A 24,481-nucleotide genomic window follows, 5' to 3' on the forward strand; every position below is an offset into this window, starting at 1 on the left:
TGTTTTGGCGACTATAAGCATGTTCCTATAGGACACCTAAACGCTAGATGCTGTAATACTATTTTAGCTGTGAAGGTTGCCATATGATGAGAATAAATGGCGGATTAACGATGAAACTATCGATTTTCCTGCAAAAAGACAAGTTTTCACAGGCGTATTAGCGTGATCATCATTAGATATCTGGTACGGGAAACACTTAAGAGCCAAATTGCGATTCTGTTCATCCTGCTATTAATCTTCTTTAGCCAGAAGTTAGTTCGGATATTAGGCGCTGCGGTCGATGGTGAAATCCCGACAAACTTGGTTTTATCCCTTTTAGGGCTTGGCGTGCCAGAAATGGCGCAACTTATCCTGCCATTGAGTTTATTCCTTGGCTTGCTCATGACTTTGGGAAAATTGTATACGGAGAGTGAAATCACCGTGATGCATGCCTGCGGCATGGGTAAGAAGTCCTTAATTATGGCAGCATTGATTTTGGCGCTGGTCACCTCGGCGCTCGCTGCAGTTAACACTATTTGGCTAGGGCCTTGGTCGTCTAAACATCAAGATGAAGTCTTGACTGATGCCAGAGCGAACCCGAGCCTGGCCGCCTTGGCTGGCGGGCAGTTCAAATCTTCAACTGATGGCAATTCAGCCTTATTTATCGGTAATGTGTCGGGCAAAGAGTTTAACCGTGTATTTTTGGCACAATTGCGGCCAAACGGTAATCAGCGCCCCTCGGTTGTAGTGGCTGACAGTGGTCATATGACTGAACGGCCTGATGGCTCACAAGTGGTTATCTTGAACAAAGGTACTCGCTATGAAGGCACTGCGCTATTGCGTGACTTCCGCATCACCGATTTTGTCGACTATCAGACAATCATTGGTCATCAGGAAGTTCAGCAAGATAACTCAGTGGCAGAACAGATGACAATGCGCCAGTTGTGGCACGCCACCGAGCCTGATGCTCGTGCTGAATTCCACTGGCGTCTGACACTGATTGTATCGGTAGTGATAATGGCATTGCTGGTGGTGCCGTTGAGCGTGGTCAACCCACGTCAGGGACGAGTATTAAGCATGCTACCGGCCATGTTGCTGTATCTGATTTTCTTCCTACTGCAAACTTCGCTGCGCTCCAATGCCAGTAAAGGCAAATTGGACCCGCTAGTATGGCTATGGGCAGTGAACGGTGCTTATTTGGCTCTGGCCGTGTTGTTAAACCTGTGGGACAGCCTGGCTGCCCGTAAGTTACGCGCCCGTTTGAGAGGTATTTTCTGATGTTTGGCGTATTAGACCGTTATATCGGGCGGACTATCCTCAATACTATCTTGATGACCTTATTCATGCTGGTGTCGTTATCCGGCATCATCAAGTTTGTCGAACAACTGCGTAGAGTAGGGCAGGGTGATTACTCAGCCGCTTCGGCCGGGATGTTTACCCTACTAACTGTGCCAAAAGATATTGAGATTTTCTTCCCGATGGCTGCGCTGTTAGGGGCGTTGTTGGGTTTGGGGTCACTGGCTACCCGTAGTGAATTGGTTGTTATGCAAGCCTCTGGTTTTACTCGGATGCAGATTGCCGCCTCGGTGATGAAAACCGCTATTCCACTCGTGTTGCTTACCATGGCGATCGGTGAGTGGGTTGCACCACAAGGCGAGCAAATGGCGCGTAACTTCCGTGCACAGCAAATGTACGGCGGTTCATTGTTGTCGACGCAATCTGGCTTGTGGGCGAAAGACGGCTCCGACTTTATTTATATCCAGCGGGTGTCGGGCGACAAAGAGCTCACAGGGGTCAATATTTATCATTTTGATAAACAGGATCGTTTGCTCTCGGTTCGCTATGCGGCAACCGCCACTTTTGAAGACAATTTGTGGCGTTTATCGCAAGTTGATGAATCTGACCTAAGTAATCCTAATAAGGTGACTGGCTCGCAGACATTAACCGGTGAATGGAAAACTAACCTAACACCTGAGAAGCTGGGTGTGGTTGCCATGAATCCTGATTCACTCTCCATCAGTGGATTACATGATTACAGTAAATACCTGCGACAAAGTGGCCAGGAGTCGAACCGCTACGAACTGAACATGTGGGGCAAGATATTTGCGCCATTCTCGGTTGCGGTAATGATGCTGATGGCTCTGTCATTTATATTTGGTCCATTACGCAGCGTGCCAATGGGGGTTCGGGTCGTCACCGGTATTTTCTTTGGCTTTGTTTTCTACGTATTGGATCAAATTTTTGGCCCACTTAGCTTGGTTTACAACATCCCACCGGTCATTGGTGCGTTGCTGCCTAGTATACTTTTCCTCCTAATCAGTGTTTATTTGCTGCTAAAACGGCGTTGATGGCGGTTTTTTCAACACTTAGACTAAACATGATGGGATAACAGTTGCATGCGGATCTCAGGTAAGTATAATTCACCTCGTTCTCCGCATACTACTTCAGTGCCGAAGTGGCGAAATCGGTAGACGCAGTTGACTCAAAATCAACCGCCGCGAGGCATGCCGGTTCGATTCCGGCCTTCGGCACCATTAGTATGTAAATAGACCTCAACTGAGGTCTTTTTTTATGCCTAAAATCCAGTCTCCGCAAGGCTCCTCTCGCTTTTTCAGTCAACATAAGTCAACCTGATTCAATCTACATCAACTTACTGATGCGGGTACAAATGCGGGTATATCCCGGTTCGATAATGTTTGTACCCACACAGAACCCTTGAAAGGATACTCAATATGGCTCTGAGTGATGTAAAGGTTCGTACGGCTAAGCCTGAAGAAAAAGCCTATAAGCTTACTGACGGTGAAGGCATGGTATTGCTGGTTCACCCTAACGGCTCGAAATACTGGCGGCTACGCTATCGCTTCGGTGGTAAAGAAAAGATGCTGGCATTGGGGAAATACCCTGAAGTGTCGCTGGCGGATGCAAGGGCACGACGTGACGATGCGCGTAAGCAGTTAGCTAATGGCATGAACCCTAGTGAGAGCAAGAAAGCCGTTAAGGTAGAGCAGGAGCAAGAGGCGATAACGTTTGAAGTGGTAGCCAGAGACTGGCACGCCAGCAATCAAAAGTGGTCTGAGTCGCATAGTGGCCGTGTTCTTAAAAGTCTGGAAGATAATTTGTTCGATGCGATTGGTAAGCGAAGTATCGCAGAGTTAAAAACCCGAGATCTGCTTACACCGATTAAGGCCGTGGAGATGTCTGGACGTCTTGAGGTGGCTGCACGTCTACAACAACGAACAACAGCAATTATGCGATTTGCCGTGCAGAGCGGTTTAATCGATTACAACCCCGCACAAGAGATCGCTGGAGCGGTTGCTACAGCTAAGCGACAGCATCGCGCTGCGTTAGAACTTAATCGCATTCCTGAACTACTTCATCGAATTGATACCTACACTGGCAGACCTCTCACTCGACTGGCGGTGGAATTAACACTATTAGTATTCATACGATCTAGTGAACTGCGTTTCGCACGCTGGCCAGAAGTAGATTTTGAAACTGCTATGTGGACGATTCCGGGGGAGCGTGATCCGCTTGAAGGTGTGAAGCATTCACATCGAGGATCAAAGATGCGCACTCCTCATCTTGTTCCTTTATCGCAGCAAGCTCTCGCCATTCTGGAAAAGATCAAAAGCATGAGTGGAAACCGTGAGCTGATTTTCGTTGGTGACCATGATCCACGTAAACCGATGAGTGAGAACACGGTTAATAAATCACTACGAGTAATGGGCTACGACACGAAGGTGGAAGTTTGTGGTCACGGTTTTAGAACAATGGCTTGTAGTTCATTGATTGAGTCGGGGTTGTGGTCGAAGGATGCGGTAGAGCGGCAGATGAGTCACCAGGAACGTAACTCTGTGCGTGCGGCTTATATTCATAAGGCCGAGCACTTAGGAGAGCGGAGGCTGATGGTGCAATGGTGGGCTGATTATCTGGATGCTAATCGGGAGAAGGGGGTGAGTCCGTTTGATTTTGCAAAGCTTAGGCGGTGATCAACCATGCCTTCTTCTGCATTGTATGGATAGTTCTATATATGCAAGGGCCACTCGGCTTGGATTGAGACACAGTTTCCCTCATGTGGATAATAACGATACTTAAAACTATGTGCCATCCTTACGTGGCAGGCTTGAGATGCTTTAGCGGCATACCGACTGTGTAGATAGCTTGGAGCGTGATGGGAATATTATGCAAGGGAGTTTTGAGTGTCGCGCTTAGATTTATGTGGTTTTTTGAAGGGGAGCGGCAGTATCAGCAGTGGTGCTGATACTGCCGATTTTTGTGGTAGCTTATTTTTTGTCTGGTTTAGTGAAGTGGAAGCCTTGAATTGAGAATTGTCGGTATACCGTAGCCTCACCAAAGGTGATGTCTAGCTGGCATAGCTATATACTTTTTGCCATATCGCCTGAATGGCAGAGGCCTCATCAGGCTCAATGAGGATGGTAGCCCAAAGTTCGGCAAGGCCGGTTGTTCATTTAATTCGAACCAAACTTGAGCAAGACATTCAAGCATCAATTGAACGATTTTCAATAGGAAAACAGTATGACAAGTATTCAACAACGCGCCGCACTACAGCGCCAGATTTGGGCGATTGCCAACGAGGTACGTGGTGCTGTTGATGGTTGGGACTTTAAGCAGTATGTTTTGGGAGCTCTGTTTTATCGTTTTATCAGCGAGAACTTTACCAGCTACATAGAAGCGGGTGATGACAGCATCAACTACGCAGAGCTGCCGGATAGCGTCATTACTCAGGAGATTAAAGAGGACGCGATCAAGACCAAGGGCTACTTCATTCGCCCTAGCGATCTCTTCGTGAACGTGGCTAAAAATGCTCATAGCAACGAGAGCTTGAATACTGATCTTGCCCACATATTTGCCGACATTGAGGCTTCAGCCAGCGGCTACCCCTCAGAGCGCGATATCAAGGGGCTGTTTGCCGACTTCGATACCACCAGCAACCGCTTGGGTAACACGGTAAAAGACAAAAATGCCCGTTTGGCCGCGGTACTTAAAGGCGTAGCCGGGCTGGATTTTGGTGACTTTACTGCGAGCCATATCGACCTGTTTGGTGATGCCTACGAGTTCCTTATCTCCAACTATGCTGCCAATGCCGGTAAGTCGGGTGGCGAGTTCTTCACCCCGCAGCATGTTTCCAAGCTGATCGCGCAGCTCGCCATGCACGGGCAAACCAGCGTCAACAAGATTTATGATCCGGCCTGTGGCTCTGGCTCACTGTTGTTGCAAGCTAAAAAGCACTTTGATGCGCATGTCATCGAAGAGGGTTTTTTTGGCCAGGAGATCAACCACACCACTTACAACCTGGCGCGGATGAACATGTTCTTGCACAACATCAACTACGACAAGTTCAATATCCAGTTGGGTAATACCCTAACGGAGCCGCATTTTGGAGACGATAAGCCCTTTGATGCCATTGTCTCCAACCCGCCCTATTCGGTGAAATGGATAGGTTCAGACGACCCGACGCTGATCAACGACGAACGCTTCGCCCCTGCCGGAGTGCTTGCCCCCAAATCCAAGGCCGATTTTGCCTTTGTGCTGCACGCCTTGAGCTACCTTTCCAGCAAAGGCCGTGCCGCCATCGTCTGCTTCCCCGGCATCTTCTATCGCGGTGGGGCTGAGCAAAAGATTCGCCAATATCTGGTTGACAACAACTATGTGGAGACGGTGATTTCCCTCGCGCCCAACCTGTTCTACGGCACCACCATCGCGGTGAATATTCTGGTGCTGGCAAAAAACAAAACAGAGACCACTACCCAGTTCATCGACGCCAGCGGCCTGTTTAAGAAAGAAACCAATAACAACGTATTGACTGACAATGATGACGAGAAAAACCTAGGGCATATTCAGCAAATAATGAGGGTGTTTGCTAGCAAAGAGAACGTCGATCACTTTGCGAGGTCGGTACCTTACGAAGAAATAGCAAATGAAAAAGACTACAACTTGTCGGTGAGCAGCTACATCGAGGCGAAAGATACTCGTGAAGAGGTGGATATTGCCCAGCTCAATGCCGAGCTGATAACTACCGTTGCCAGAATTGAGCAACTTCGTACCGAAATTGATGCGATAGTTGCAGAAATTGAAGGTGAGGGGGCTAGAGCATGAGCGACATGAACTTCTTGAAAAAGTTGCTTGATGGGGGTGAGGTGGCTTGGAAGCCTATTGGAGAAGTGACTCTACGTACTAATAATATAAAGTGGTCGGATTCTACTCGCAGTTATCGATATATTGATCTAGCTTCTGTCAGCATTGAAACAAAAAAAATCACAGAGACATCAGTGGTTGCAGCTAACAATGCCCCCAGCCGGGCGCAGAAACTTGTTGAAAAAGACGATGTGATTTTTGCAACTACTCGTCCTACTCAAATGCGCTATTGCTTGATCGATGAAAAATACTCTGGCGAAGTTGCTAGCACTGGCTATTGTGTTTTACGAGTCAAAAAAGATGAAGTGTTACCTAAATGGATATTGCATTGGCTCTCCTCAAGAGAATTTAAAAAATACCTTGAAGAAAATCAAAGTGGCTCGGCATACCCAGCAATTTCTGATGCGAAGGTAAAAGAATTTCGGATCCCCATCCCCTACCCAGACAACCCCAAAAAATCGCTGGAAATCCAGATGAAAATCGTCCGAATTCTGGATACCTTTACCGAGCTTACCGCCGAGCTTACCGCCGAGCTTACCGCCGAGCTTACCGCCCGCAAAAAACAATACAACTACTATCGCGAGCAGTTGTTGAGCTTTGAGGAAGGTGGAGTCGAGTGGAAGGCCTTAGGGGAGGTAGCGATCGTCCAGCGCGGTGCATCGCCTAGACCAATTGCAAAATATATTACTGATGATGAAAATGGCGTGCCTTGGATCAAGATTGGTGATACTTCGCATGGCTCAAAATATGTCAACCAGACAGCGCAGAAAATCACTCAGGAAGGTGCTCAAAAGTCACGTATCCTGAATAGTGGCGATTTCATTATCTCCAACTCAATGAGTTTTGGGCGTCCTTACATTCTGGGTATAAGAGGGGCTATTCATGACGGATGGGCTTCTATCAGTGGTTTTAACGGAACGCTAAATTCAGATTTTCTGTATCACTACCTTTCATCGAATGGTGTGCAGAACTACTGGGCAGGAAAGATCAATAGTGGCTCAGTGAGCAACCTGAATGCAGATATTATTAAAGCTTTGCCTGTGCCTATCCCGGCACTTTCAGTGCAAAAGGAGATTGCGTCAATTCTCGACAATTTCGATATATTGACCAACTCTCTTAGCGAAGGTTTGCCACGTGAAATCAATCAGCGAAAAAAACAATACGAGTATTATCGCGATTTGTTGTTGAGCTTCCCAAAACCGGACTCGGAGGTAGCAGCCTGATATGAGCAAGACGCTAACGGAAATAGCCCAGCAGCTAAAAGAGACTGATAAGAAGGTACAGTTGATCTATGCCTTTAATGGTACGGGTAAAACACGCCTGTCTCGTGAATTTAAGGAGCTGGTTGCGCCTAAAAATGCTGGCGATGAGCAGGCTGACGAAGTAGGGTTATCACGAAATAAAATTCTTTATTACAACGCATTTACCGAAGATCTCTTCTATTGGGATAACGATTTGCAGAGTGATGCCGAACCCAAGTTGAAGATTCAGACGAACTCTTTCACGGATTGGGTGCTGATTGAACAGGGTCAAGACCAAAATATCATCGCCAATTTCCAGCGTTACGCCAATGATAAGCTTACACCACGGTTTAACGAGGAATATAAGACCAAAAACAAAGATGAAAAAGAAGTTACAGTAAAAGCGTTTTCAGAAGTGACATTTTCCCTTGAGCGGGGGGATGATGATCACTTTGGTAATCTGAAAATATCCAAAGGTGAGCAAAGTAACTTTATCTGGAGTATCTTTTACACCCTGTTAGACCAAGTGATAACGATCCTCAATGTGGCCGAGCCTAGTGAGCGCGAGTCGAATCAATTTGACCAGTTGGAATATGTGTTTATAGACGACCCGGTGAGCTCATTGGATGAAAACCACTTGATTGAGCTGGCTCTTGATCTGGCACAGCTAATAAGATCCAGCGAATCTGGGCTTAAATTCATTGTTTCCACGCACAACCCTTTATTTTATAACGTGCTTTACAATGAGGTTAAAGCCAAAGGTGGTTACATCCTTAAACGCTTTGAAGATGGCACTTTTGAAATTGAAGATAAGAAAGGAGATAGCAATAAAAGCTTTTCTTACCATCTGTATATAAAGCGCCTCATTGAACAAGCCATCGAAAAGAACGAAGTTCAACGCTACCATTTTACTTTACTTCGTAACCTGTACGAAAAATCTGCTAACTTTCTAGGCTACCCTCAGTGGTCTGACTTATTGCCCGAAAACAAACAGTCTTATTCAAGGCTGGTGATGAATTTTTATAGCCATCGCACATTGTCCAATGAAGAAGTGGCCGAGCCAACAGAGCCCGAGAAACAAACGGTAAAGCTGTTGCTTGAACACTTGAAAGATGAGTATGGCTTTTGGAAGCAGGAAGAACAACATGGTTGATTACACCAAGCCCATCGCTGAATCCAACAACTTTATCGTGTTGGACAAGTACAAGAAAGAATGGATGGCAGCTGAAAGCTACCAAAGCGAGAACGATCTGGAGCGGGAGCTGATCCAGGACTTAGTCAACCAGGGCTATGAGTTCCTGCTCAGTCTGAATACTCCCGAAGCCATGCTAGCCAATGTGCGAGTGCAATTGCAAACGCTCAATAATGTGCAATTTGCTGATGGTGAATGGACGCGTTTTGTAGAAACCTACCTCGATAAGCCCAGCGATACCATTGTGGATAAGACCCGCAAAATTCACGATGACTACATCTACGACTTCGTTTTCGATGATGGCCGCATCAAGAACATCTATCTGCTGGATAAGAAGAATATCGCCCGTAACAAGGTACAGGTGATCAAGCAGTTTGAACAAACCGGTAGCTATGCCAATCGCTACGATGTGACCATTCTGGTCAATGGCTTGCCTTTGGTGCAGATTGAACTGAAAAAACGTGGCGTTGCTATTCGAGAAGCCTTTAACCAGGTACACCGTTACAGCAAGGAGAGTTTTAACAGCGGGCATTCTCTCTATAAGTATTTGCAACTGTTTGTCATTTCTAACGGTACTGATAGTCGCTATTTTGCCAACACCACGGCACGCAATAAAAACAGCTTCGACTTCACCATGAACTGGGCGAAGGCAGATAACAACCTGATCAAGGATTTGAAGGACTTTACCGCTACCTTCTTTCAGAAGCATACCTTGCTAAATGTGTTGCTGCATTATTCAGTGTTTGACGTGAGTAACACTCTGTTGGTGATGCGCCCTTACCAGATTGCCGCCACTGAGCGCATCTTGTGGAAAATTAAAAGCGCCTTTGAGGCGAAAAACTGGAGCAAGCCGGAAAGCGGCGGCTTTATCTGGCACACCACAGGTTCTGGCAAGACCCTCACCAGTTTTAAGGTGGCGCGTTTGGCCACCGAGCTGGAATTTATCGACAAGGTATTCTTCGTTGTGGACCGAAAGGATCTGGATTACCAGACTATGAAGGAGTACCAGCGCTTTTCGCCGGATAGCGTCAATGGCTCTGACAGTACCGCAGGCCTCAAGCGCAATCTGGATAAAGACGACAATAAGATCATCGTCACCACTATCCAGAAACTCAACAACCTGATGAAAAGCGAAGGTGATTTGCCCATCTACACCAAGCAAGTGGTCTTCATTTTTGATGAGTGCCACCGCAGCCAGTTTGGTGAAGCACAGAAGAACCTGAAGAAGAAGTTTAAACGCTTCTACCAGTTTGGTTTTACGGGTACGCCGATCTTTGCTGGAAAGAATGCTCTGGGCGCAGAAGATACAGCCAGCGTATTTGGCCGAGAGTTGCATTCGTATGTCATCACTGATGCCATTCGTGACGAAAAGGTACTGAAGTTTAAAGTGGACTACAACGATGTCCGCCCACAGTTCAAAGCCATCGAAACCGAGAAGGATGAGAAAAAACTCAGTGCCGCTGAAAACCAACAGGCCTTGTTGCACCCTGATCGTATCCGCGAAATTACCCAGTACATCCTGAACAATTTCCGGCAAAAAACGCATCGCCTACAATCAAATGCCAAGGGTTTTAATGCCATGTTTGCGGTGAGCAGCGTGGATGCGGCCAAGCTTTATTATGAGTCGTTCAAGACGTTGCAAAAGCACAGCCATAACCCACTGAAAGTGGCCACCATCTTCTCGTTCACCGCCAATGAAGAACAGGATGCCGTGGGGGATATTCAGGATGAAAGCTTTGATGTTTCAGCTATGAATAGCAGCGCCAAAGAGTTTTTAAGCGCAGCTATTGCCGACTACAACGCGTTGTTCAAAACCAATTTCAGCGTAGACAGTAATGGCTTCCAGAATTATTACCGTGATTTGGCCAAACAGGTTAAAGCCAAAGAGATTGATCTGCTGATTGTGGTGGGCATGTTCCTTACCGGCTTTGATGCCCCGACGCTGAACACCCTGTTTGTGGATAAAAACTTGCGTTATCACGGCCTGATGCAAGCCTATTCGCGCACCAACCGTATTTACGACGCCACCAAGACCTTTGGCAATATCGTTACCTTCCGTGATTTGGAACAAGCAACGGTGGATGCCATTACTCTGTTTGGTAACAACAACACCAAAAACGTAGTGCTGGAAAAGAGCTACCAGGAATACATGGAAGGCTTTACTGATGTGGTGACGGGTCAGGCGCGGCGCGGTTTTATGGATGTTGTCAGCGAATTGGAGCAGCGCTTTGCTGATCCTGCCGCCATTGAAAAAGAAGCCGACAAAAAAGCCTTTGTTAAACTCTTTGGCGAATACTTGCGTGTTGAGAATGTGCTACAAAACTACGATGAGTTTGCCAGCCTGAAAGCCCTGCAAAACGTAGATATGAACGATCCAGAAGCGGTTGAGGCGTTTAAAGCCGAACACTATCTGGACGATGCAAAGCTGGCCGAGTTGCAGGCCATACGCCTGCCCGCCGAGCGCACGATCCAGGATTACCGTTCGACCTACAACGACATCCGCGATTGGCAGCGTCGGCAAAGATCGGCAGAGGACAAAGACAAATCCACCATCGACTGGGATGATGTAGTGTTCGAAGTAGATCTGCTGAAATCCCAGGAGATCAACCTCGATTACATTCTGGAGCTGATCTTTGAACACAACAAAAAAACCAGAAGCAAAGCCGATCTGGTTGATGAAGTACGCCGGTTGATCCGCGCAAGCCTAGGTAACCGCGCTAAAGAGAGCTTGCTGGTTGATTTTATCAATCAAACCGATCTGGATCAGATTGGCGATAAAGCCAGCGTGATCGAGGCCTTCTTTACCTTTGCCCAGATTGAGCAACAACGTGAAGCTGATGAACTGATCAGCTCTGAAAGTTTGAATGATGAGGCAACCAGACGCTATATCACCACCTCGCTTAAGCGTGAATTTGCCAGCGAAAATGGCACCGAGCTCAATTCCATCCTGCCCAAAATGAGCCCGCTTAATTCACAATATCTGCCGACAAAGCAACGTGTTTTCCAGAAGATCGCGGCGTTTGTCGAGAAGTTCAAAGGTGTGGGAGGGAAAGTCTGATAAACAAGCAAAGCCACCTTTATCGTCGGCTTACACTAAATTGATTGGTTAAATAGCCATCTAATCAGTGAACTCTCTGGAAACTCCAGAGAGTTCAAATAACATGTTTTTTATTTGGTTAAACACGCTGACTTTTCTGGGAATCATGGTGCATACATCGTTAAATTAACAACGGGTCGATGCCGCTGTTTTAAGCTTTCGGCCATAAGCATGCCGATGCCCATGTGGGGTCGTCAGGGGGGCGTCGTGTTTCGTAACACCTCCTGAAAACGTTAGGTTTAAAAATCTTCATTCGAACGATTGGTATCAGGCACATAGATCCATTCATGACAATCAGGGCACTGTTTTTGACCGTAGCAAGGGTGTCCACGTCAGGTACATCGCCAATTCGTGTTTGTCGTGTTGATTCGCAGCATCCTGGGCCCCGCTGGTGATATGGGCGTATTGGCTAGGTATCCCGTTTTTCTCCGTCACATCAGTTAATGCAGCGAACATAGTCGCTCTTGACTGAAGTCATGGGATAGCGCAGATATGCCCTAAATAACGAAGGACAGGAAGTGAAGTAACCCGAAGACGGTATAAAAACTGTATTCCCGTTACCGACACGGAGGAGACTTCAGTGAATAATGGGCATACGCAGATGATAACCAGAGGAAATAACGATGATTATTGACGTTGATGATGCCCCTATGATTGCGCTGAAGCTCCTGAAAGAAAAACTCCATGAATGGCGGGATTCGCCCAGCCCGGTATGGCCTACAACCTGGCCGGTTTTTGAATATCTCATTGATCGCCATGATGAAATGGCGCCGGTTTATAGGGAAATCACCTCCCTCAATATTACCAGGCAACGCCTGTGGCTTATTCTAGAACAGTTTATTCATACGGGTAGCTTCGGGACAGAGGAACGCTATGCTGAGCTGCGAGCTGATCACCAGGAGCTGACAAGGCTGAATGAAGACATCAGCATAATGAGTATCCGGTTGGCGGAAATGTTAGAGAGACGTTCAGCGTTGCTGAATCATAGTGGTCATTTCTACTGTGAGCGGATGCACAGCCTGACGGATTTCATTGATGATGCTGGAGAGGGCAATGGCCATTACCAGCTTTACCTCAAACCAGAATTACAACGACTTAAGCGTTATGATCTCCAATACTGGCCTGGCATTGCTGATATTCTTCGCTCCCTGGGGATGGAAGATGTGAATGTTACGTGCGTCGATGAAGCGACAGAAGCAATTATTAAAGCCCGCAGGCCCTCTCTGACGGATTTCTTCAGGGAATTGTTTAATCGTATTGATGAGAACAAGACAGGCCACGGTTACTCGCTACCACGGACTTTTAAACTCTCAGATGCCGCGCTGGCGACCATTTGCAACATTACGCGCGATTTGCCTCCTGATGAGATTATTGATGCCGCTTACGTGAAGCGGACCCGTCATCGGCTGAAGGAACAAGGGTTCAGCGCGGTATGGTAAGGAGTTAAGCACGCTGCGTCAGGTTGTTATCCGGAACAATCGCCGGGGAGGGGCTAAGAAAGATAGCACAAAAGATTTTGCTAAATGAGTGAGCCAGGCAACGGCTAATCAGCAGACTTGTTCATCCAGACGGCGAATGTGACCTCGGCGCAAATGCATGCGTTTTGCATGGGGGCACTTGAACCGACCCCGAGCCTTCCGATGATTACGGGCGTGATTGCTGAATACGCTGTTGCACCCACGCTTCCACTTCACTCTGTAGCCAACGTGAGCTGCGTCCAAGCTTGATGGGCTTAGGGAATTCACCGAGTTGAATCAGTTTGTAGAACCACTTGTCTGTAAGCTGCGTAAAGCCAGTGATAAAGGCCATATCGACAAGCTGATCGTTTAGCAGGGATTGTGTGTTGGTATTCATAATTAAATCTCCTTTAAGTCAATTGGTTAAAGGAGGAATGACTGTCTTTAAGTTTGTGTTGCAGCCTTCCTCAGTGGATGGAAGGCCGTGTAAAAAAGTACTGATAATCCTAATTTTCAGAATGGTGATGCGTCTGCATTACCTGAAATCTCGTCAGAGTGTTTTCCAACGGTTTTTAGTCTTCATCGAAAGTTCCTTGTGCAGAGACTGAACATCCCAATGTACGTACCTTGTTGCTGTACTGCTTGGTTCGGTGTTTGGCCATGTAATCAATGCGCTGGAACACCGCCTGACAGTCATCCGTGGCCCCCAGCTTGGCCCTGAACAGGTGATAACAAGGATTTTCCGGGAACGAGACCAGAGCCCGGTATTCATCCCCCTTGAGCTTCAGCGCGCTTAACCATGCCTGAGTAATCAGGTCTGCCAGGCTCCCTTTTTTCTGATACTCCCCCAACCGCCAGAAGGCATCTCGGTTAAACATCAGCAGCACGTGATAGTGGATCTTTTCCCCGCACTGATTGTTCTCTCTCACCCAAATGAAATGCAGGTCTGAACTATGGACTTGCTTACCAGGGTTCTTTTTCTTTCTTCGTTTGAACACCGCGGTGAGGCGAGACCTGATGGCTGGTGTAAAGGCTTCAATGGCTTTGTTGTCATCAACGCAATAGCCATCCGGAAAACGCAGGTCTACACGGACAGCAAAGGTTCTCGGGTGTGTTATCAGGGCATTGTTCAGCGTGCTACGGAATCGCAAAAGGTAATGGAGGTTATGGGTCTCAGAGGTGCTTTTTGTCATGACGCTGTCTCGGGTTGTTATTTTACAGATAATTACGAGCTCACTTGAAAATGACGGGATGCGTGAGTGAGCGCGTTATCGGATATGGGAAAGCACGGTCAGTGGGGCTGTGGCGGAACCTGTGTTGTGCGTTAGTCATTTCTGGCGGAGCGGCTTGGCGGTAAGTGTGGGGGGTTGAGTTTCGCTTCTCACGCTGGGTTTGGGGTTAGGGCTTCGCATAGTATTACTACGGAGTTATTGGCTATCAGGATTGCAGGTGATATATCAAGTCATGTTTATGGGATTGGTTAATATTTATTAAAATAAATATAATTAATTTTGTGTATTAATTTGATTTATATAATCCTTATTATTTATATATAAATATATATTATTATATCCGATAGACGTTTGGTCCATGCGAGGGAAAGCAACCCTGGAGCACTGAGGCCTGGATGATACAAATTCGGTTTTTCACCCCCTCAATTTTACTCGGGAGTTATCCTCGGGAGAACAGGGCAAAATACAGCAGGAGTATACGGACCTTGTCGCTTAACGAGATGAGTTCTGGGCTCCTGACGGAAAAGTGGAAGGTGTCACATTCAGCAAGGGTGACGGGGTGCTGCTGAGCAGCCAGCAAGAACAACAATCTTATCATCGGGAGGGGGAGACTGCCGTAGTCATCTGCAAGATAGGGGGTGAGCAGAACCAAAAGGTAAGGTCTTACATGCAATACAAAGCCCAGTAAAAAATCACATAAGACAGCTGGAGAGCCTGGGTTGCTGCCGTAAAGAGCTAGAGGCGTTGAGTTTCGATCTTATTGTGTGAGTGATACGTTATGTTACTATGTCAGTATGTTATAGAAAGTGCAGCACTTCTTTGGATGATAAAAGTGCCGCACCTTGAGAGGTGCTCATGCCTAGCCACAACCGGATCACCGTTAATCTCCCATCCAGGTCACTCTACAGTGACCTGAAAAAACTAGCCCAAAAGACGGAGCTCACTCTTTCAGGACTTGTGCAGAAAATCGTTATCGCAAGTCTCAGGTCTGATGTAACGGACACTGTGTTTCTGGAGGGGTTACGCGTAGATACAAGCCCAGACGAAGTGGAGATACAGGAGCGGGATTTAACACGAATCCTTCATAGTACCGTGATGAGGGAGAGAGAAAACTACACATCAGACAAACGGGTTACGCTCAATGCCAGGTCACTGGTGCTGCGTGATTATCAATATGAACGCCTTACCGCGGAGTTTGAGAGAAATACTCAGGTTGAACTTTTAAACAGTAAAATTAGTAATGAATTAAAAAAAACAGTCCGAGATTCACTACGGGAGCATGTCACCAATATGGTCCCCTTAATCATAGGTCAGTTGGGTGGTGTGCCTGATATTCTTCATTTGTTCGTCAAAAAAGCATTGGTTCAGTATTATTGTGATGACCATGACCAGTTACACTTCAACATTCGACCTGAGTTGCATGTGTTACCTCTCATCATTGACGATGCCATGAACAGCAGGCTGGACTTTCTTCAGATCAGATTTAAACAGTTCAAAGATGTGGCCGTAAATGGTTGGGATAAGAGCAAGTATGAGCGGCTTATTTTAATCGATAATGCATCTACTTCCCGCTCGGGAGGGTACTTCGTTGGTGTTTCCTTGTACAAACTGGATTACATGGCGGATGAGTATAAGGATTTTCATTGCATCTCTATAGACAATGATACTGGACGGAAATCTGTAAACTGCATGGTGCACATTCATCACAGAGATGTGAAATTCAAAAGGATCTTAAAGCCTTTCGCTCCATAAATATTCAGACCGATATTACTTCTGTGATAACCAAATTAAATTTTTATCACAGGTGATATTGATGAACAACGAACATCCGGCAAATAGGCCGCTGGCGAGGATACTCTCCCGTCTGCCAGCAAACACAGTACGTGAGATCCAGCATAATCTCAGTCGTGCCCTCTCTTATGAACCGACAATCGGACTGATGGGCAAAACCGGTGCAGGTAAATCCAGCCTGTGTAATACGCTTTTTACGTCTCCTCCTGCCAATGTGGATGCGGTGAAGGGGGGTACCCGTCTTGCTCAACAGTACAAAACCTCTGACGGTCTGCATGCTCTCAACATTGTTGATTTCCCAGGGATCGGTGAAACACCCACGCTTGATAAGATGTATGCCCATTTGTACCAACACTGGTTGAATAGGCTGGACCTGATCGTCTGGGTGCTGAAAGCTGATGACCGCGCATGGAATGATGATATCCGATGTTACCGGCAGTTGGTTTCTCAGGGCGCATATCCCGCCCGCTTTCTGTTCGTTATCAACCAGGCCGATAAAATCGAGCCTTGCCGGGACTGGGATGCTGCAGCCCACCAACCTTCTCTGCGGCAGATGCAGAACCTGCAGGAGAAGGTGACTCAGGTGAATACCGTGTTTTCTCCCGTTCATCCTGTCTTGGCGGTTTCTGCCTCTGAAGGTTTCAATATCCCTCGGTGGGTCGAAACTCTAATCACCGTTTTACCCGACAAAGCCAGCAGTGCGGTTACCCGTCAGCTTGAGCCTGCGTATCGGACGGATAAGGTGACCACCACGGCACAGGAGGGCTTTAGCCGCGTTGTAGGTGACATCTTTGACGAAAGCGTGGAGGCCCTGCTGACGTCTCACACATTAAGAAAGTGGTTAAAACAAGTGCGCTCTCGACTGATCTCTCTGGCCAAATTGCTCTGGCATCGCTTCTTTTAACCTATGCCGAGAAAGAGGCCATGCGTTCGATCTGTTTCGCCGATCGAATATAGATTTATTATAGTTTTTGGCTATTAATTTGATATTAACGATCGTTTTTAACGATAGATTTCAACGATCGGTTTCGGTTTATTGATCTTCACTAACGATTATCCCTCCTCTTTACATCCCGATACGATCCCCTCGCTGGGGAGGTCGTTCAATCCCAACATTTTCTAATTAATTATTAATAAAGGACTATTTCACTATGTTGAAACCTTATCCGTTTCTTAAGCAAGACACCTACGCCTGGTGCTTATCCATTGGCCTTCCGGTTATCTGGGGTCTCTCCGCTATCTTCCTCCCACAGAAGGTAGCACTTGGCCTTTATATGCTTTGCTCCCTGGTCTGGGTGCTACTCGACCGACTGAACCTGATGAAACAGGAGATAACGGCCCCTTCACTGATGTGGTTCCTGCTGCCGATGGTTTATCTGCGTCAACGTGACGAGCGTCAGGGGAAGCCCTGGCGCTTGTTACAGGTATGGCTGATTTGCACCGTGTTATCAGCCGTGGCCGGTAATCATTTTAAAACGCAATCAGGTACCGAGCAGTTGGCGCAGAGTGCTTGCCCGGTGGTCACTAAAATCCTGCAGCGTCAGGGCATAGAGGAGCACTGTATCCGTATCACAGGCATCAGGGAGGAGGTGGCGGAGCGCTTTTATCAGGCTCAGGCTTTGCTGAATACCGGATCAAAAGAACCGCTGACGATAGAAGTACGCTCAGGCGGGAATATTTACGTCACGCTCACGGATTTGGAATAAGTGATTTTTATCAAGGAGATGATGAACATGAATAAAGTGATAATGATGTTTACCCTGTTGGTCAGCGCTCTGTTGAGCCAGGCCGGATATGCAGCGGCGTATGACCCTAAACCTGTGGAATACCAGAATGTGGTGGCTGACAACGTACAGGTTGAGCATGACCGTATTATGGCGGGCGTTGATGAATTTATCATCACGGGGAAGAAGGGGAAAATCACTGAGAAATTCCGGCTCACCTGCAACGCCGATGAAGCACGTCTGGGCATCCTGTATTACCTGAAAGATATCTATGGCGATAAGGCTGAGGGGGCAATGGGAATGACTCTGCAGTATTACCCGGCAGGGGCTCATCAAATGAACATCAGTATCGATCATCCCGATACGCTGATGGACAGCCTGCTGACAGCCAATTTGGCACAGGCTGTTTCAAAAATGCTGGATCACAAGACTGGAACTTTTGTTTTTCACTTCTACCATAATGACAGCAGCTTCGATCATGTCCCTTTGGCGTACAGCTTCCAATACCCTGCGAAATTGCTGGCCCCAGTTCTTGGGAAGGCATTGGTTGATGCTAAGGCTACATCATGCGACATCAAATCAGGCAATAGTCAGTTATCACCACTCAAGCGCCTTGTTGATCACCAATAGCTAATTGAATAACGCCATCATTCTGCTACTCACTTCGAGCCCTGTCGCTGATCGCGATGGGGCTTTTTGTATTAAGGAGCCGAGATGACCTATTTCAAGCAGTTTCCTGCGCTACTGCTCAATGAGCCCTGAATACAGCGCCATCATGCATATGAACGACTGAAAACAACGGGAAAAACTTCATGAACTTAACCTTATCCCCGGTGGTCACTGAACTGCCATTAAGTACGCAGCGTACTGTCAAACGAGCTCTGTTCTTGCTGGAAACACATCTGCGTGAACCGGGGACCTCATTCACTTCACTCGGTACCGTCAGCGATTGGCTGCGATTGCGAATGGCTAGACTGGAGCGTGAAGTGTTTATGGTGCTCTGGCTCGACAATCAACACAGGCTGTTGGCCCACGAAACGTTGTTCACCGGCAGTATCAACAGTACCGAGGTCCACCCCCGCGAAATCGTGAAAGCGGCACTGCAACACAATGCTGCTGCGGTACTTCTGGCGCATTGCCATCCCTCCGGCCACGCTGAGCCCAGTGTCGCTGACCGGCAAATTACCGGCAAGATTAAAGACGCACTGGCACTGGTTGAGGTCAGGATGCTGGATCACTGTATTGTCGGTGGCATGACGGTGTATTCGTTTGCTGAACACGGCTTGTTATAGGGGCAATACGATGCCATCAATCACTACCCCAGCCTGGGGACTTAAACGCAACGTCACTCCGCAGTTGGGTGCCCGTCTGGTACAGGAAGGCGACCAGCTGCATTTTCTGGCCGACCGTGCCGATATCAGCGGGAAATTCAGTGACGCGCAGGTACGTGATTTAAATAACGCCTTCCCGCAGTTTATCAACCACCTGGAACTGATGCTGCTCTCCGGTGAACTCAATCCACGTTATCAACACTGCGTCACGCTCTACCACAAGGGACTAACCTGTGAAGCCGATAGTCTGGGTTCACACGGTTATGTGTATCTCGCCATTTATCCTACACCCCAATCAACAGCATAAATCTTCGCCTTTTATACCTATCGATTTCCTCCTTTCAGCTAGCTAACTACGAGATAACCAACATGCAGACCTTACCTATCACCCTGAAACGGGCGGCCTACGCTTGCCCATCACCCGTTGTTGTCTGGCAATCCATGCTCACGTATCTGTTAGAGCAGCATTACGGCCTGGTGCTGAGTGACACCGAGTTCAGTGATGACGCCGTTATCCACGAACATATTGATGCCGGTATCTCTCTGGCTGATGCGTTAAATTTTACGGTGGAAAAGTTCGACCTGGTTCGCATCGATCGCCGGGGATTCTCCTGCCAGGAACAATCTCCTTTCATCACGGCTATCGATATTCTCCGTGCCCGTCGAGCCACTGGCCTGATGGCCCGTATGGGTTACCAGACTATCACCTCAGTTATCCGGGGCGAAAAGCAGACATGAGCCTGTCCGGATTACTGCTGGCATGCTGATTACCGGCGTCCAGTGCAGTACAGCCCACAATGTTTTTAACACTATCACTACCAAACACCCGCCCTTAAACCGGCGGGTGTTGGCGTTTATGGAGAAAGAATATGCAGACTGAACCCGAAGTTTTAACTGACCGTACAGAGGTGATTTGTTCCACCAGCATCGAACGCGTTGTGTCTGGACGTAATGCAGCTCTGGCGCAGATTACAGCCCTAATACACCAGTTGGATGAGATATCGGCGCTGACCAACAGCATCGGAGGGGGAACGGCAAAAGACTGGGCCATGCGTCAGGGGCACGGTTACGACTCCTGGCTGACGGACAAAGTTGATACGGGCATTCAGGCCATTACTCGTAACATTGATCGCAGTGTCTGGCGTGACCTGATGCTGAAATCCGGGATGATTTCTCTTATGGATGCGCAGGCCCGTGATGAGTGGCATAAGAATCTGGAAGAGGGGGATCTGCCCGAAATCAGCGAGGAAAACATTTTGGCCACCTTTGAGCATTTGCACTACAGCAAGAGGGAAGTGTTCGAGCGTGGGGTGGTCAACGTATTCAAGGGACTCTCATGGGATTACAAAACTAACAGCCCATGCAGCTTTGGTAAGAAGATCATTCTCAACAACCTGGTCACCCACAATCGCTGGGGCTTTAGCCTGAACTGGGGCTGGCGTCGTGACCAATTGGCAGATCTGGAACGAATGCTCTTCCTGCTGGATGGCAAACCCATTCCTGACAATCGCGGTGATGTCACGACCCGGCTAATGGAACATATTCGCGATCATCCGGGTAGGCAGTTGTATGAAGATGGTTTCTTCAACATTCGTTACTTTCAGAAGGGAACCGCGCATCTGACATTCAAGCGTCCAGAGCTCATAGAAAAGATGAACGACATCATCGCAAAGCACTATCCAGGAATGTTGGGGAAATAGTTACTGTGAGTTTTGGTGCCTTCGGATAGTGCAGTGAGCTACCAGGGAAGTAACTCACTGAATATGTTCTTAATCGCACTTAACTGAATTTTCCGCTGCCTCCCCTGAACAGGCAGTGACGAACTTCAGATTAATTCGATAAGATGCGAGTATCCCAATTTTAAATTACCCTACACACGGAGTATGTGATGGTTCAGGATTCGTCGGCATTGGCCCCTTTCTTTCGTTCTCATATCGCAAAAAACAATCAATACAACCCAAACTGGGGCAAGCACTATCGCCAACTTGTAGAACAGATCCAAGCTGAAAAGCCCAACTTCTCTGCTGAGACGATTCGGCAGATTTGGTACGAACGTAGTAATGGCATTTCCAGCCTCAGACAGGGTGGCATGTCCCAGTTAGAATTTGAAATGGCGCAAAAACATCTGCTCGCTCTAACCCATCAGATGGCAGAGGAGTGTACGCAGGAGAACTATGACCGGGTGATTAAGGGTCTTGTTAAACTTAAAACAGATGGGATATTAAACAAAGTGTATTGGGCTCTTTGCCATCGTGCTTTTGCCGCGCTCTACCCGTCGAAAATTACCAACGTCGTGAATGTCAGCAACTTTTTCACCAGTTACAACTATTGCAATAACCATTTTCAACTTGGCCTTTCTGAGGATCAGGAGTGGTTCGCCCGCAACCTTGATCTCAAGAAAGCGTTGCACCGAGCATTGGGCGATGATGTCGATCCTATCGAACTGAATATGTCGCTCTGGCATCTCTACACGCAGGTGATTCAGAAGAAGAATGATATTGGGTTAATCGGTAGTGAGACTGCCTTGCCGGAGGACGGGCAAGACGAGGAGCTTACCACTCCGCAACTGCCAAAAAATACTATCCTCTACGGACCTCCAGGTACCGGTAAAACTTACCGTACCATCGAGCTAGCCGTACGCGCTTGCGAACCAGCAGCCTACTCGCTGCAGGAAGGCAAAGAGGAGAACGAAAAACGCCGTGAGCTGAAAAAGATTTATGACCGCCTGATTGCTGAAAAGCGGGTGCGCTTTATCACCTTCCATCAGAGTTTTGGCTATGAAGAGTTTATCGAAGGGCTAAGAGCAGAGACCACCGATGATGGTAATGTACGCTACGAAATCAAAGCGGGCATTTTTAAGCAAATTTGTGAAGATGCTGCTTTTGGTCACGCCGGTGTTCAGCAGAAGCTTGACGAGGCGCTTGCCCGCCTACAAGAACGTTTATCTGAAAGTGGAAGCATTACCCTTGAAACGCTGCAGGGCAAAGCCTTCCAACTGGCTTACAAGAGCCAGACCACCTTTGGTATCTTCCCGTCGCAATCGAAAAAAGAGGATTTAGGGCAGGGTTACAATGCTTACCTCAAGAATATCAGTCTGGTTTACCAAAACCCTCAGGCAAAGGTACACAATCCTTCATATGTACGTAGTATCCTTAATTACCTCATTAAACAGGAAGGTTTGCCTTCCAACCCACAGGAATCTGTATCTGAAAAACGGCAAAACTACGTTCTGATTATTGACGAGATTAACCGTGGCAACATCTCCAAAATCTTCGGCGAACTGATCACCCTGATAGAAACCTCTAAACGTGCCGGGGAACCGGAGGCGCTTAGCGTGATGCTGCCTTACTCTTCCAGCTCGTTCAGCGTACCGAATAATCTCTATTTAATCGGCACCATGAACACTGCTGACCGTTCGCTCACCGCACTGGATACCGCCCTGCGTCGCCGATTCGAGTTTGAAGCGATGCTGCCGGATATCACGGTTCTGAAAGAAACTGTTGTCAAAGGTATTGATCTGCCACGTCTACTGCAGACCTTGAATGACCGCATTGAGGTGCTGTACGACAGAGAACATACACTGGGCCATGCCTTTTTCATCCCAGTAGTTCAGGTAAAAGAGGACGAAGACCTGGCATTTGAAAGGCTCAAGCGGATCATGCGAAACAAGGTGCTGCCTCTGTTGGAGGAGTACTTCTACAACGACTGGCAAAAAATTCGTATGGTGTTGGGCGACAATCAGAAAAGCGGAAACCCGCAACTACAGTTCGTGTGCGAGGTGAAAGACCAGAAACAGTTTGCCGATCTTTTTGGCAATAACGGAACTGAAGATCTGCATGATATCGGTGCCAGTTTCCATCTGGCCCCTGAGGACGACAAGGTTTGGGATAATCCGCTCGCCTGGCAACAAATTTATGCGCCACATAAAGGTAACCCGGTGAGTGGGGAATGAAGTCTCGTAAGGACTTTACCGTCTTCGAATATGGGCACCTGATTAGCGACAAAGACAGTGGCCGCATAAATAATGCGGTCTCGCTGCCTCCGCAGCTGTTTGAGTGGCTTGAGCAACGTTGCCTGAAAGATGACGCGGATAACACTCACCGTCTGCTCACCCTTGGAAGTCGGGGGGGCGTAAAAACGCTGCAGGTAAAAAACTATGCTGGTGTTATCTCTCTTCCGGGTAATGCGTTTATCGAAGTGTTGCCAAAAACGGGGCGGCGTGATGAGAACATTGATATTGCACGTCAGCAGCTTTTGATGATGCTACGCACGCTAAAATCATTTCGCCATATAGCCACTTCAGCATCCAGAGTCCGAACCTCGAAGATGCCGCTGATGGATGTTTTTATTCAGCAGTTTATCGATAGCGTACAGCAGATTGTGCGCCAGGGTCTAAAGCGTGACTATTTACGCCAGCAGGACAATCTGCCCTGGATGAAAGGGAAGTTACGGGTCTCCGCTCAATTAAGCAAAAACTGTGTGCGTCGGGATCGCTTTCAGGTGGAGTTTGACGATTACAGCGCCGAACGTCTGGAAAACCGGATACTGAAAACCGCCATCGATAAAATCCGCCGTCAGATCAGTAACCCGCAGCTACTACTACAAGTTAACTCTTTGCAGGTGCACTTTGAGGATATTGCGCCTGTCGGTGATGCCCGCATCGCCTTCGACCAGGTACATCTCGACCGACATATGCGTCACTATGAACTTGCCTTGGCCTGGGCGCGGCTGATTTTGATGGGGCAGTCGCCTCACTGCATGCAGGGCGACGCCAACGCCATTTCACTGCTCTTTCCAATGGAAGCTGTGTTTGAGTCTTTTGTGACTGCGTGGATGCGTCATCGTTATGACGATAACTGGCACGTGGAGGCACAGGTGGATTCACACACCTTGGTTCGTCTCAACGGCAACGGATTATTTAAGCTTAGACCTGATATCCATCTACGGCCTCGTGGGGAGAATTGGGAGCAGACGATGATTTGTGATGTTAAATGGAAAATGGTGGAGAGCGGAAAGGCGACGCTCGAACAGTCGCAGGCTGACCTCTACCAGATGCTGGCTTACGGTGTGAACTATCAGGAGGGAATAGGAGATATGCTGCTGATTTATCCTTCGCATGAGGGTTTTAGTCAGCCATTACCTCATCCATATGAATTCAGCCATCAAACGGAAAATCCGTTGCGTTTATGGGTTGTGCCATTTTTCATTGGTGCCAGTTTGCAAAGTTCTGGCCTGCGTTTCCCTGATGGGAAAACATTGATTTAAAAGTGTTATTATCTTG

21 protein-coding genes and 1 tRNA gene are annotated in these 24,481 nt (G+C 47.7%); 20 read left to right on the forward strand and 2 right to left on the reverse strand.

Going from position 1 to position 24,481, the window contains the following annotated elements; translation table 11 throughout:
• Window positions 1–162: 162 nt before the first annotated feature.
• From lptF to DJ58_RS23915, 10 genes are all read left to right on the forward strand, one after another.
• Window positions 163–1,257: an LPS export ABC transporter permease LptF gene (gene lptF / locus DJ58_RS06410; protein WP_004707109.1), complete on the forward strand. Its 1,095-nt coding sequence runs from the start codon at window positions 163–165 to the stop codon at window positions 1,255–1,257.
• Window positions 1,257–2,327, forward strand: coding sequence for an LPS export ABC transporter permease LptG (gene lptG / locus DJ58_RS06405; protein ID WP_032910475.1), 1,071 nt, complete (start codon window positions 1,257–1,259; stop codon window positions 2,325–2,327). The genes lptF and lptG overlap by 1 nt, the downstream gene beginning before the upstream one ends.
• A gap of 101 nt (window positions 2,328–2,428) precedes the next feature.
• Window positions 2,429–2,513, forward strand: a tRNA-Leu gene (locus DJ58_RS06400).
• Window positions 2,514–2,711: 198 nt separating this feature from the next.
• A complete protein-coding gene (locus DJ58_RS06395; protein ID WP_004707110.1) occupies window positions 2,712–3,968 on the forward strand; it encodes a tyrosine-type recombinase/integrase in 1,257 nt (418 codons plus the stop codon).
• A 210-nt stretch (window positions 3,969–4,178) separates the two neighbouring features.
• Window positions 4,179–4,304 carry a hypothetical protein gene (locus DJ58_RS24010; protein WP_004707111.1) on the forward strand — a complete coding sequence of 42 codons (126 nt, stop codon included), beginning with the start codon at window positions 4,179–4,181 and terminating at the stop codon, window positions 4,302–4,304.
• A 211-nt stretch (window positions 4,305–4,515) separates the two neighbouring features.
• Complete coding sequence (locus tag DJ58_RS06390) at window positions 4,516–6,096, forward strand: type I restriction-modification system subunit M (RefSeq protein WP_004707112.1); 1,581 nt, start codon at window positions 4,516–4,518, stop codon at window positions 6,094–6,096.
• Complete coding sequence (locus DJ58_RS06385) at window positions 6,093–7,358, forward strand: restriction endonuclease subunit S (RefSeq protein ID WP_032910477.1); 1,266 nt, start codon at window positions 6,093–6,095, stop codon at window positions 7,356–7,358. Before DJ58_RS06390 ends, DJ58_RS06385 begins: the two co-directional genes overlap by 4 nt.
• Before the next feature lies 1 nt (window position 7,359).
• On the forward strand, window positions 7,360–8,529 hold the full coding sequence (locus DJ58_RS06380) for an ATP-binding protein (RefSeq protein WP_004707114.1): 1,170 nt from the start codon (window positions 7,360–7,362) through the stop codon (window positions 8,527–8,529).
• Window positions 8,522–11,626, forward strand: a complete 3,105-nt coding sequence (locus tag DJ58_RS06375) for a type I restriction endonuclease subunit R (protein WP_032910479.1) — start codon at window positions 8,522–8,524, stop codon at window positions 11,624–11,626. Before DJ58_RS06380 ends, DJ58_RS06375 begins: the two co-directional genes overlap by 8 nt.
• 662 nt (window positions 11,627–12,288) lie before the next feature.
• Window positions 12,289–13,104 carry a hypothetical protein gene (locus DJ58_RS23915; RefSeq protein ID WP_004707116.1) on the forward strand — a complete coding sequence of 272 codons (816 nt, stop codon included), beginning with the start codon at window positions 12,289–12,291 and terminating at the stop codon, window positions 13,102–13,104.
• Between the two features lie 205 nt (window positions 13,105–13,309).
• Here the strand turns inward: DJ58_RS23915 and DJ58_RS06365 are convergent, their stop codons facing one another.
• Both DJ58_RS06365 and DJ58_RS06360 read right to left on the reverse strand, forming a co-directional pair.
• Window positions 13,310–13,519, reverse strand: coding sequence for a helix-turn-helix transcriptional regulator (locus DJ58_RS06365; protein ID WP_032910482.1), 210 nt, complete (start codon window positions 13,517–13,519; stop codon window positions 13,310–13,312).
• Between the two features lie 175 nt (window positions 13,520–13,694).
• Window positions 13,695–14,315, reverse strand: coding sequence for an inovirus Gp2 family protein (locus tag DJ58_RS06360; protein ID WP_004707118.1), 621 nt, complete (start codon window positions 14,313–14,315; stop codon window positions 13,695–13,697).
• Between the two features lie 894 nt (window positions 14,316–15,209).
• Between DJ58_RS06360 and DJ58_RS06355 the strand changes: the two genes are divergently transcribed.
• From DJ58_RS06355 to DJ58_RS06310, 10 genes are all read left to right on the forward strand, one after another.
• A complete protein-coding gene (locus DJ58_RS06355) occupies window positions 15,210–16,106 on the forward strand; it encodes a hypothetical protein (RefSeq protein ID WP_004707119.1) in 897 nt (298 codons plus the stop codon).
• Window positions 16,107–16,167: 61 nt separating this feature from the next.
• The gene (locus DJ58_RS06350; protein ID WP_226977639.1) at window positions 16,168–17,049 is read left to right on the forward strand and encodes a GTPase family protein; all 882 of its coding nucleotides are present in this window, start codon (window positions 16,168–16,170) and stop codon (window positions 17,047–17,049) included.
• 247 nt (window positions 17,050–17,296) lie between these two features.
• Window positions 17,297–17,851 (forward strand): hypothetical protein, encoded by a 555-nt coding sequence (locus tag DJ58_RS06345; RefSeq protein ID WP_004707121.1) that lies wholly within the window; start codon window positions 17,297–17,299, stop codon window positions 17,849–17,851.
• A 27-nt stretch (window positions 17,852–17,878) separates the two neighbouring features.
• A complete protein-coding gene (locus DJ58_RS06340) occupies window positions 17,879–18,499 on the forward strand; it encodes a hypothetical protein (protein WP_032910484.1) in 621 nt (206 codons plus the stop codon).
• Window positions 18,500–18,681: 182 nt separating this feature from the next.
• Window positions 18,682–19,161 (forward strand): RadC family protein, encoded by a 480-nt coding sequence (radC, locus tag DJ58_RS06335; RefSeq protein WP_004707123.1) that lies wholly within the window; start codon window positions 18,682–18,684, stop codon window positions 19,159–19,161.
• 10 nt (window positions 19,162–19,171) lie between these two features.
• Window positions 19,172–19,507 (forward strand): type IV toxin-antitoxin system YeeU family antitoxin, encoded by a 336-nt coding sequence (locus DJ58_RS06330; protein WP_004707124.1) that lies wholly within the window; start codon window positions 19,172–19,174, stop codon window positions 19,505–19,507.
• A 62-nt stretch (window positions 19,508–19,569) separates the two neighbouring features.
• Entirely contained in the window at window positions 19,570–19,938 is a 369-nt protein-coding gene (locus DJ58_RS06325; RefSeq protein ID WP_004707125.1) for a TA system toxin CbtA family protein, read from the forward strand.
• 131 nt (window positions 19,939–20,069) lie between these two features.
• Entirely contained in the window at window positions 20,070–20,900 is an 831-nt protein-coding gene (locus DJ58_RS06320) for a DUF4942 domain-containing protein (RefSeq protein WP_004707126.1), read from the forward strand.
• 188 nt (window positions 20,901–21,088) lie between these two features.
• Window positions 21,089–23,152 carry an McrB family protein gene (locus DJ58_RS06315; protein WP_032910485.1) on the forward strand — a complete coding sequence of 688 codons (2,064 nt, stop codon included), beginning with the start codon at window positions 21,089–21,091 and terminating at the stop codon, window positions 23,150–23,152.
• Window positions 23,149–24,465, forward strand: coding sequence for an McrC family protein (locus tag DJ58_RS06310; protein ID WP_032910486.1), 1,317 nt, complete (start codon window positions 23,149–23,151; stop codon window positions 24,463–24,465). The genes DJ58_RS06315 and DJ58_RS06310 overlap by 4 nt, the downstream gene beginning before the upstream one ends.
• The last annotated feature ends 16 nt before the right edge of the window (window positions 24,466–24,481 follow it).

Origin of the sequence: Yersinia frederiksenii ATCC 33641, from assembly GCF_000754805.1 — a bacterium.
GTDB lineage: Bacteria > Pseudomonadota > Gammaproteobacteria > Enterobacterales > Enterobacteriaceae > Yersinia > Yersinia frederiksenii.

What these genes read in the sequence shown, in the direction of transcription:
- lptG (WP_032910475.1), top strand. Translation starts at nt 1,257, where the DNA reads ATGTTTGGCGTATTAGACCGTTATATCGGGCGGACTATCCTCAATACT.
- DJ58_RS06395 (WP_004707110.1), top strand. Translation starts at nt 2,712, where the DNA reads ATGGCTCTGAGTGATGTAAAGGTTCGTACGGCTAAGCCTGAAGAAAAA.
- DJ58_RS06390 (WP_004707112.1), top strand. Translation starts at nt 4,516, where the DNA reads ATGACAAGTATTCAACAACGCGCCGCACTACAGCGCCAGATTTGGGCG.
- DJ58_RS06385 (WP_032910477.1), top strand. Translation starts at nt 6,093, where the DNA reads ATGAGCGACATGAACTTCTTGAAAAAGTTGCTTGATGGGGGTGAGGTG.
- DJ58_RS06380 (WP_004707114.1), top strand. Translation starts at nt 7,360, where the DNA reads ATGAGCAAGACGCTAACGGAAATAGCCCAGCAGCTAAAAGAGACTGAT.
- DJ58_RS06375 (WP_032910479.1), top strand. Translation starts at nt 8,522, where the DNA reads ATGGTTGATTACACCAAGCCCATCGCTGAATCCAACAACTTTATCGTG.
- DJ58_RS23915 (WP_004707116.1), top strand. Translation starts at nt 12,289, where the DNA reads ATGATTATTGACGTTGATGATGCCCCTATGATTGCGCTGAAGCTCCTG.
- DJ58_RS06365 (WP_032910482.1), bottom strand. Translation starts at nt 13,519, where the DNA reads ATGAATACCAACACACAATCCCTGCTAAACGATCAGCTTGTCGATATG.
- DJ58_RS06360 (WP_004707118.1), bottom strand. Translation starts at nt 14,315, where the DNA reads ATGACAAAAAGCACCTCTGAGACCCATAACCTCCATTACCTTTTGCGA.
- DJ58_RS06355 (WP_004707119.1), top strand. Translation starts at nt 15,210, where the DNA reads ATGCCTAGCCACAACCGGATCACCGTTAATCTCCCATCCAGGTCACTC.
- DJ58_RS06350 (WP_226977639.1), top strand. Translation starts at nt 16,168, where the DNA reads ATGAACAACGAACATCCGGCAAATAGGCCGCTGGCGAGGATACTCTCC.
- DJ58_RS06345 (WP_004707121.1), top strand. Translation starts at nt 17,297, where the DNA reads ATGTTGAAACCTTATCCGTTTCTTAAGCAAGACACCTACGCCTGGTGC.
- DJ58_RS06340 (WP_032910484.1), top strand. Translation starts at nt 17,879, where the DNA reads ATGAATAAAGTGATAATGATGTTTACCCTGTTGGTCAGCGCTCTGTTG.
- radC (WP_004707123.1), top strand. Translation starts at nt 18,682, where the DNA reads ATGAACTTAACCTTATCCCCGGTGGTCACTGAACTGCCATTAAGTACG.
- DJ58_RS06330 (WP_004707124.1), top strand. Translation starts at nt 19,172, where the DNA reads ATGCCATCAATCACTACCCCAGCCTGGGGACTTAAACGCAACGTCACT.
- DJ58_RS06325 (WP_004707125.1), top strand. Translation starts at nt 19,570, where the DNA reads ATGCAGACCTTACCTATCACCCTGAAACGGGCGGCCTACGCTTGCCCA.
- DJ58_RS06320 (WP_004707126.1), top strand. Translation starts at nt 20,070, where the DNA reads ATGCAGACTGAACCCGAAGTTTTAACTGACCGTACAGAGGTGATTTGT.
- DJ58_RS06315 (WP_032910485.1), top strand. Translation starts at nt 21,089, where the DNA reads ATGGTTCAGGATTCGTCGGCATTGGCCCCTTTCTTTCGTTCTCATATC.
- DJ58_RS06310 (WP_032910486.1), top strand. Translation starts at nt 23,149, where the DNA reads ATGAAGTCTCGTAAGGACTTTACCGTCTTCGAATATGGGCACCTGATT.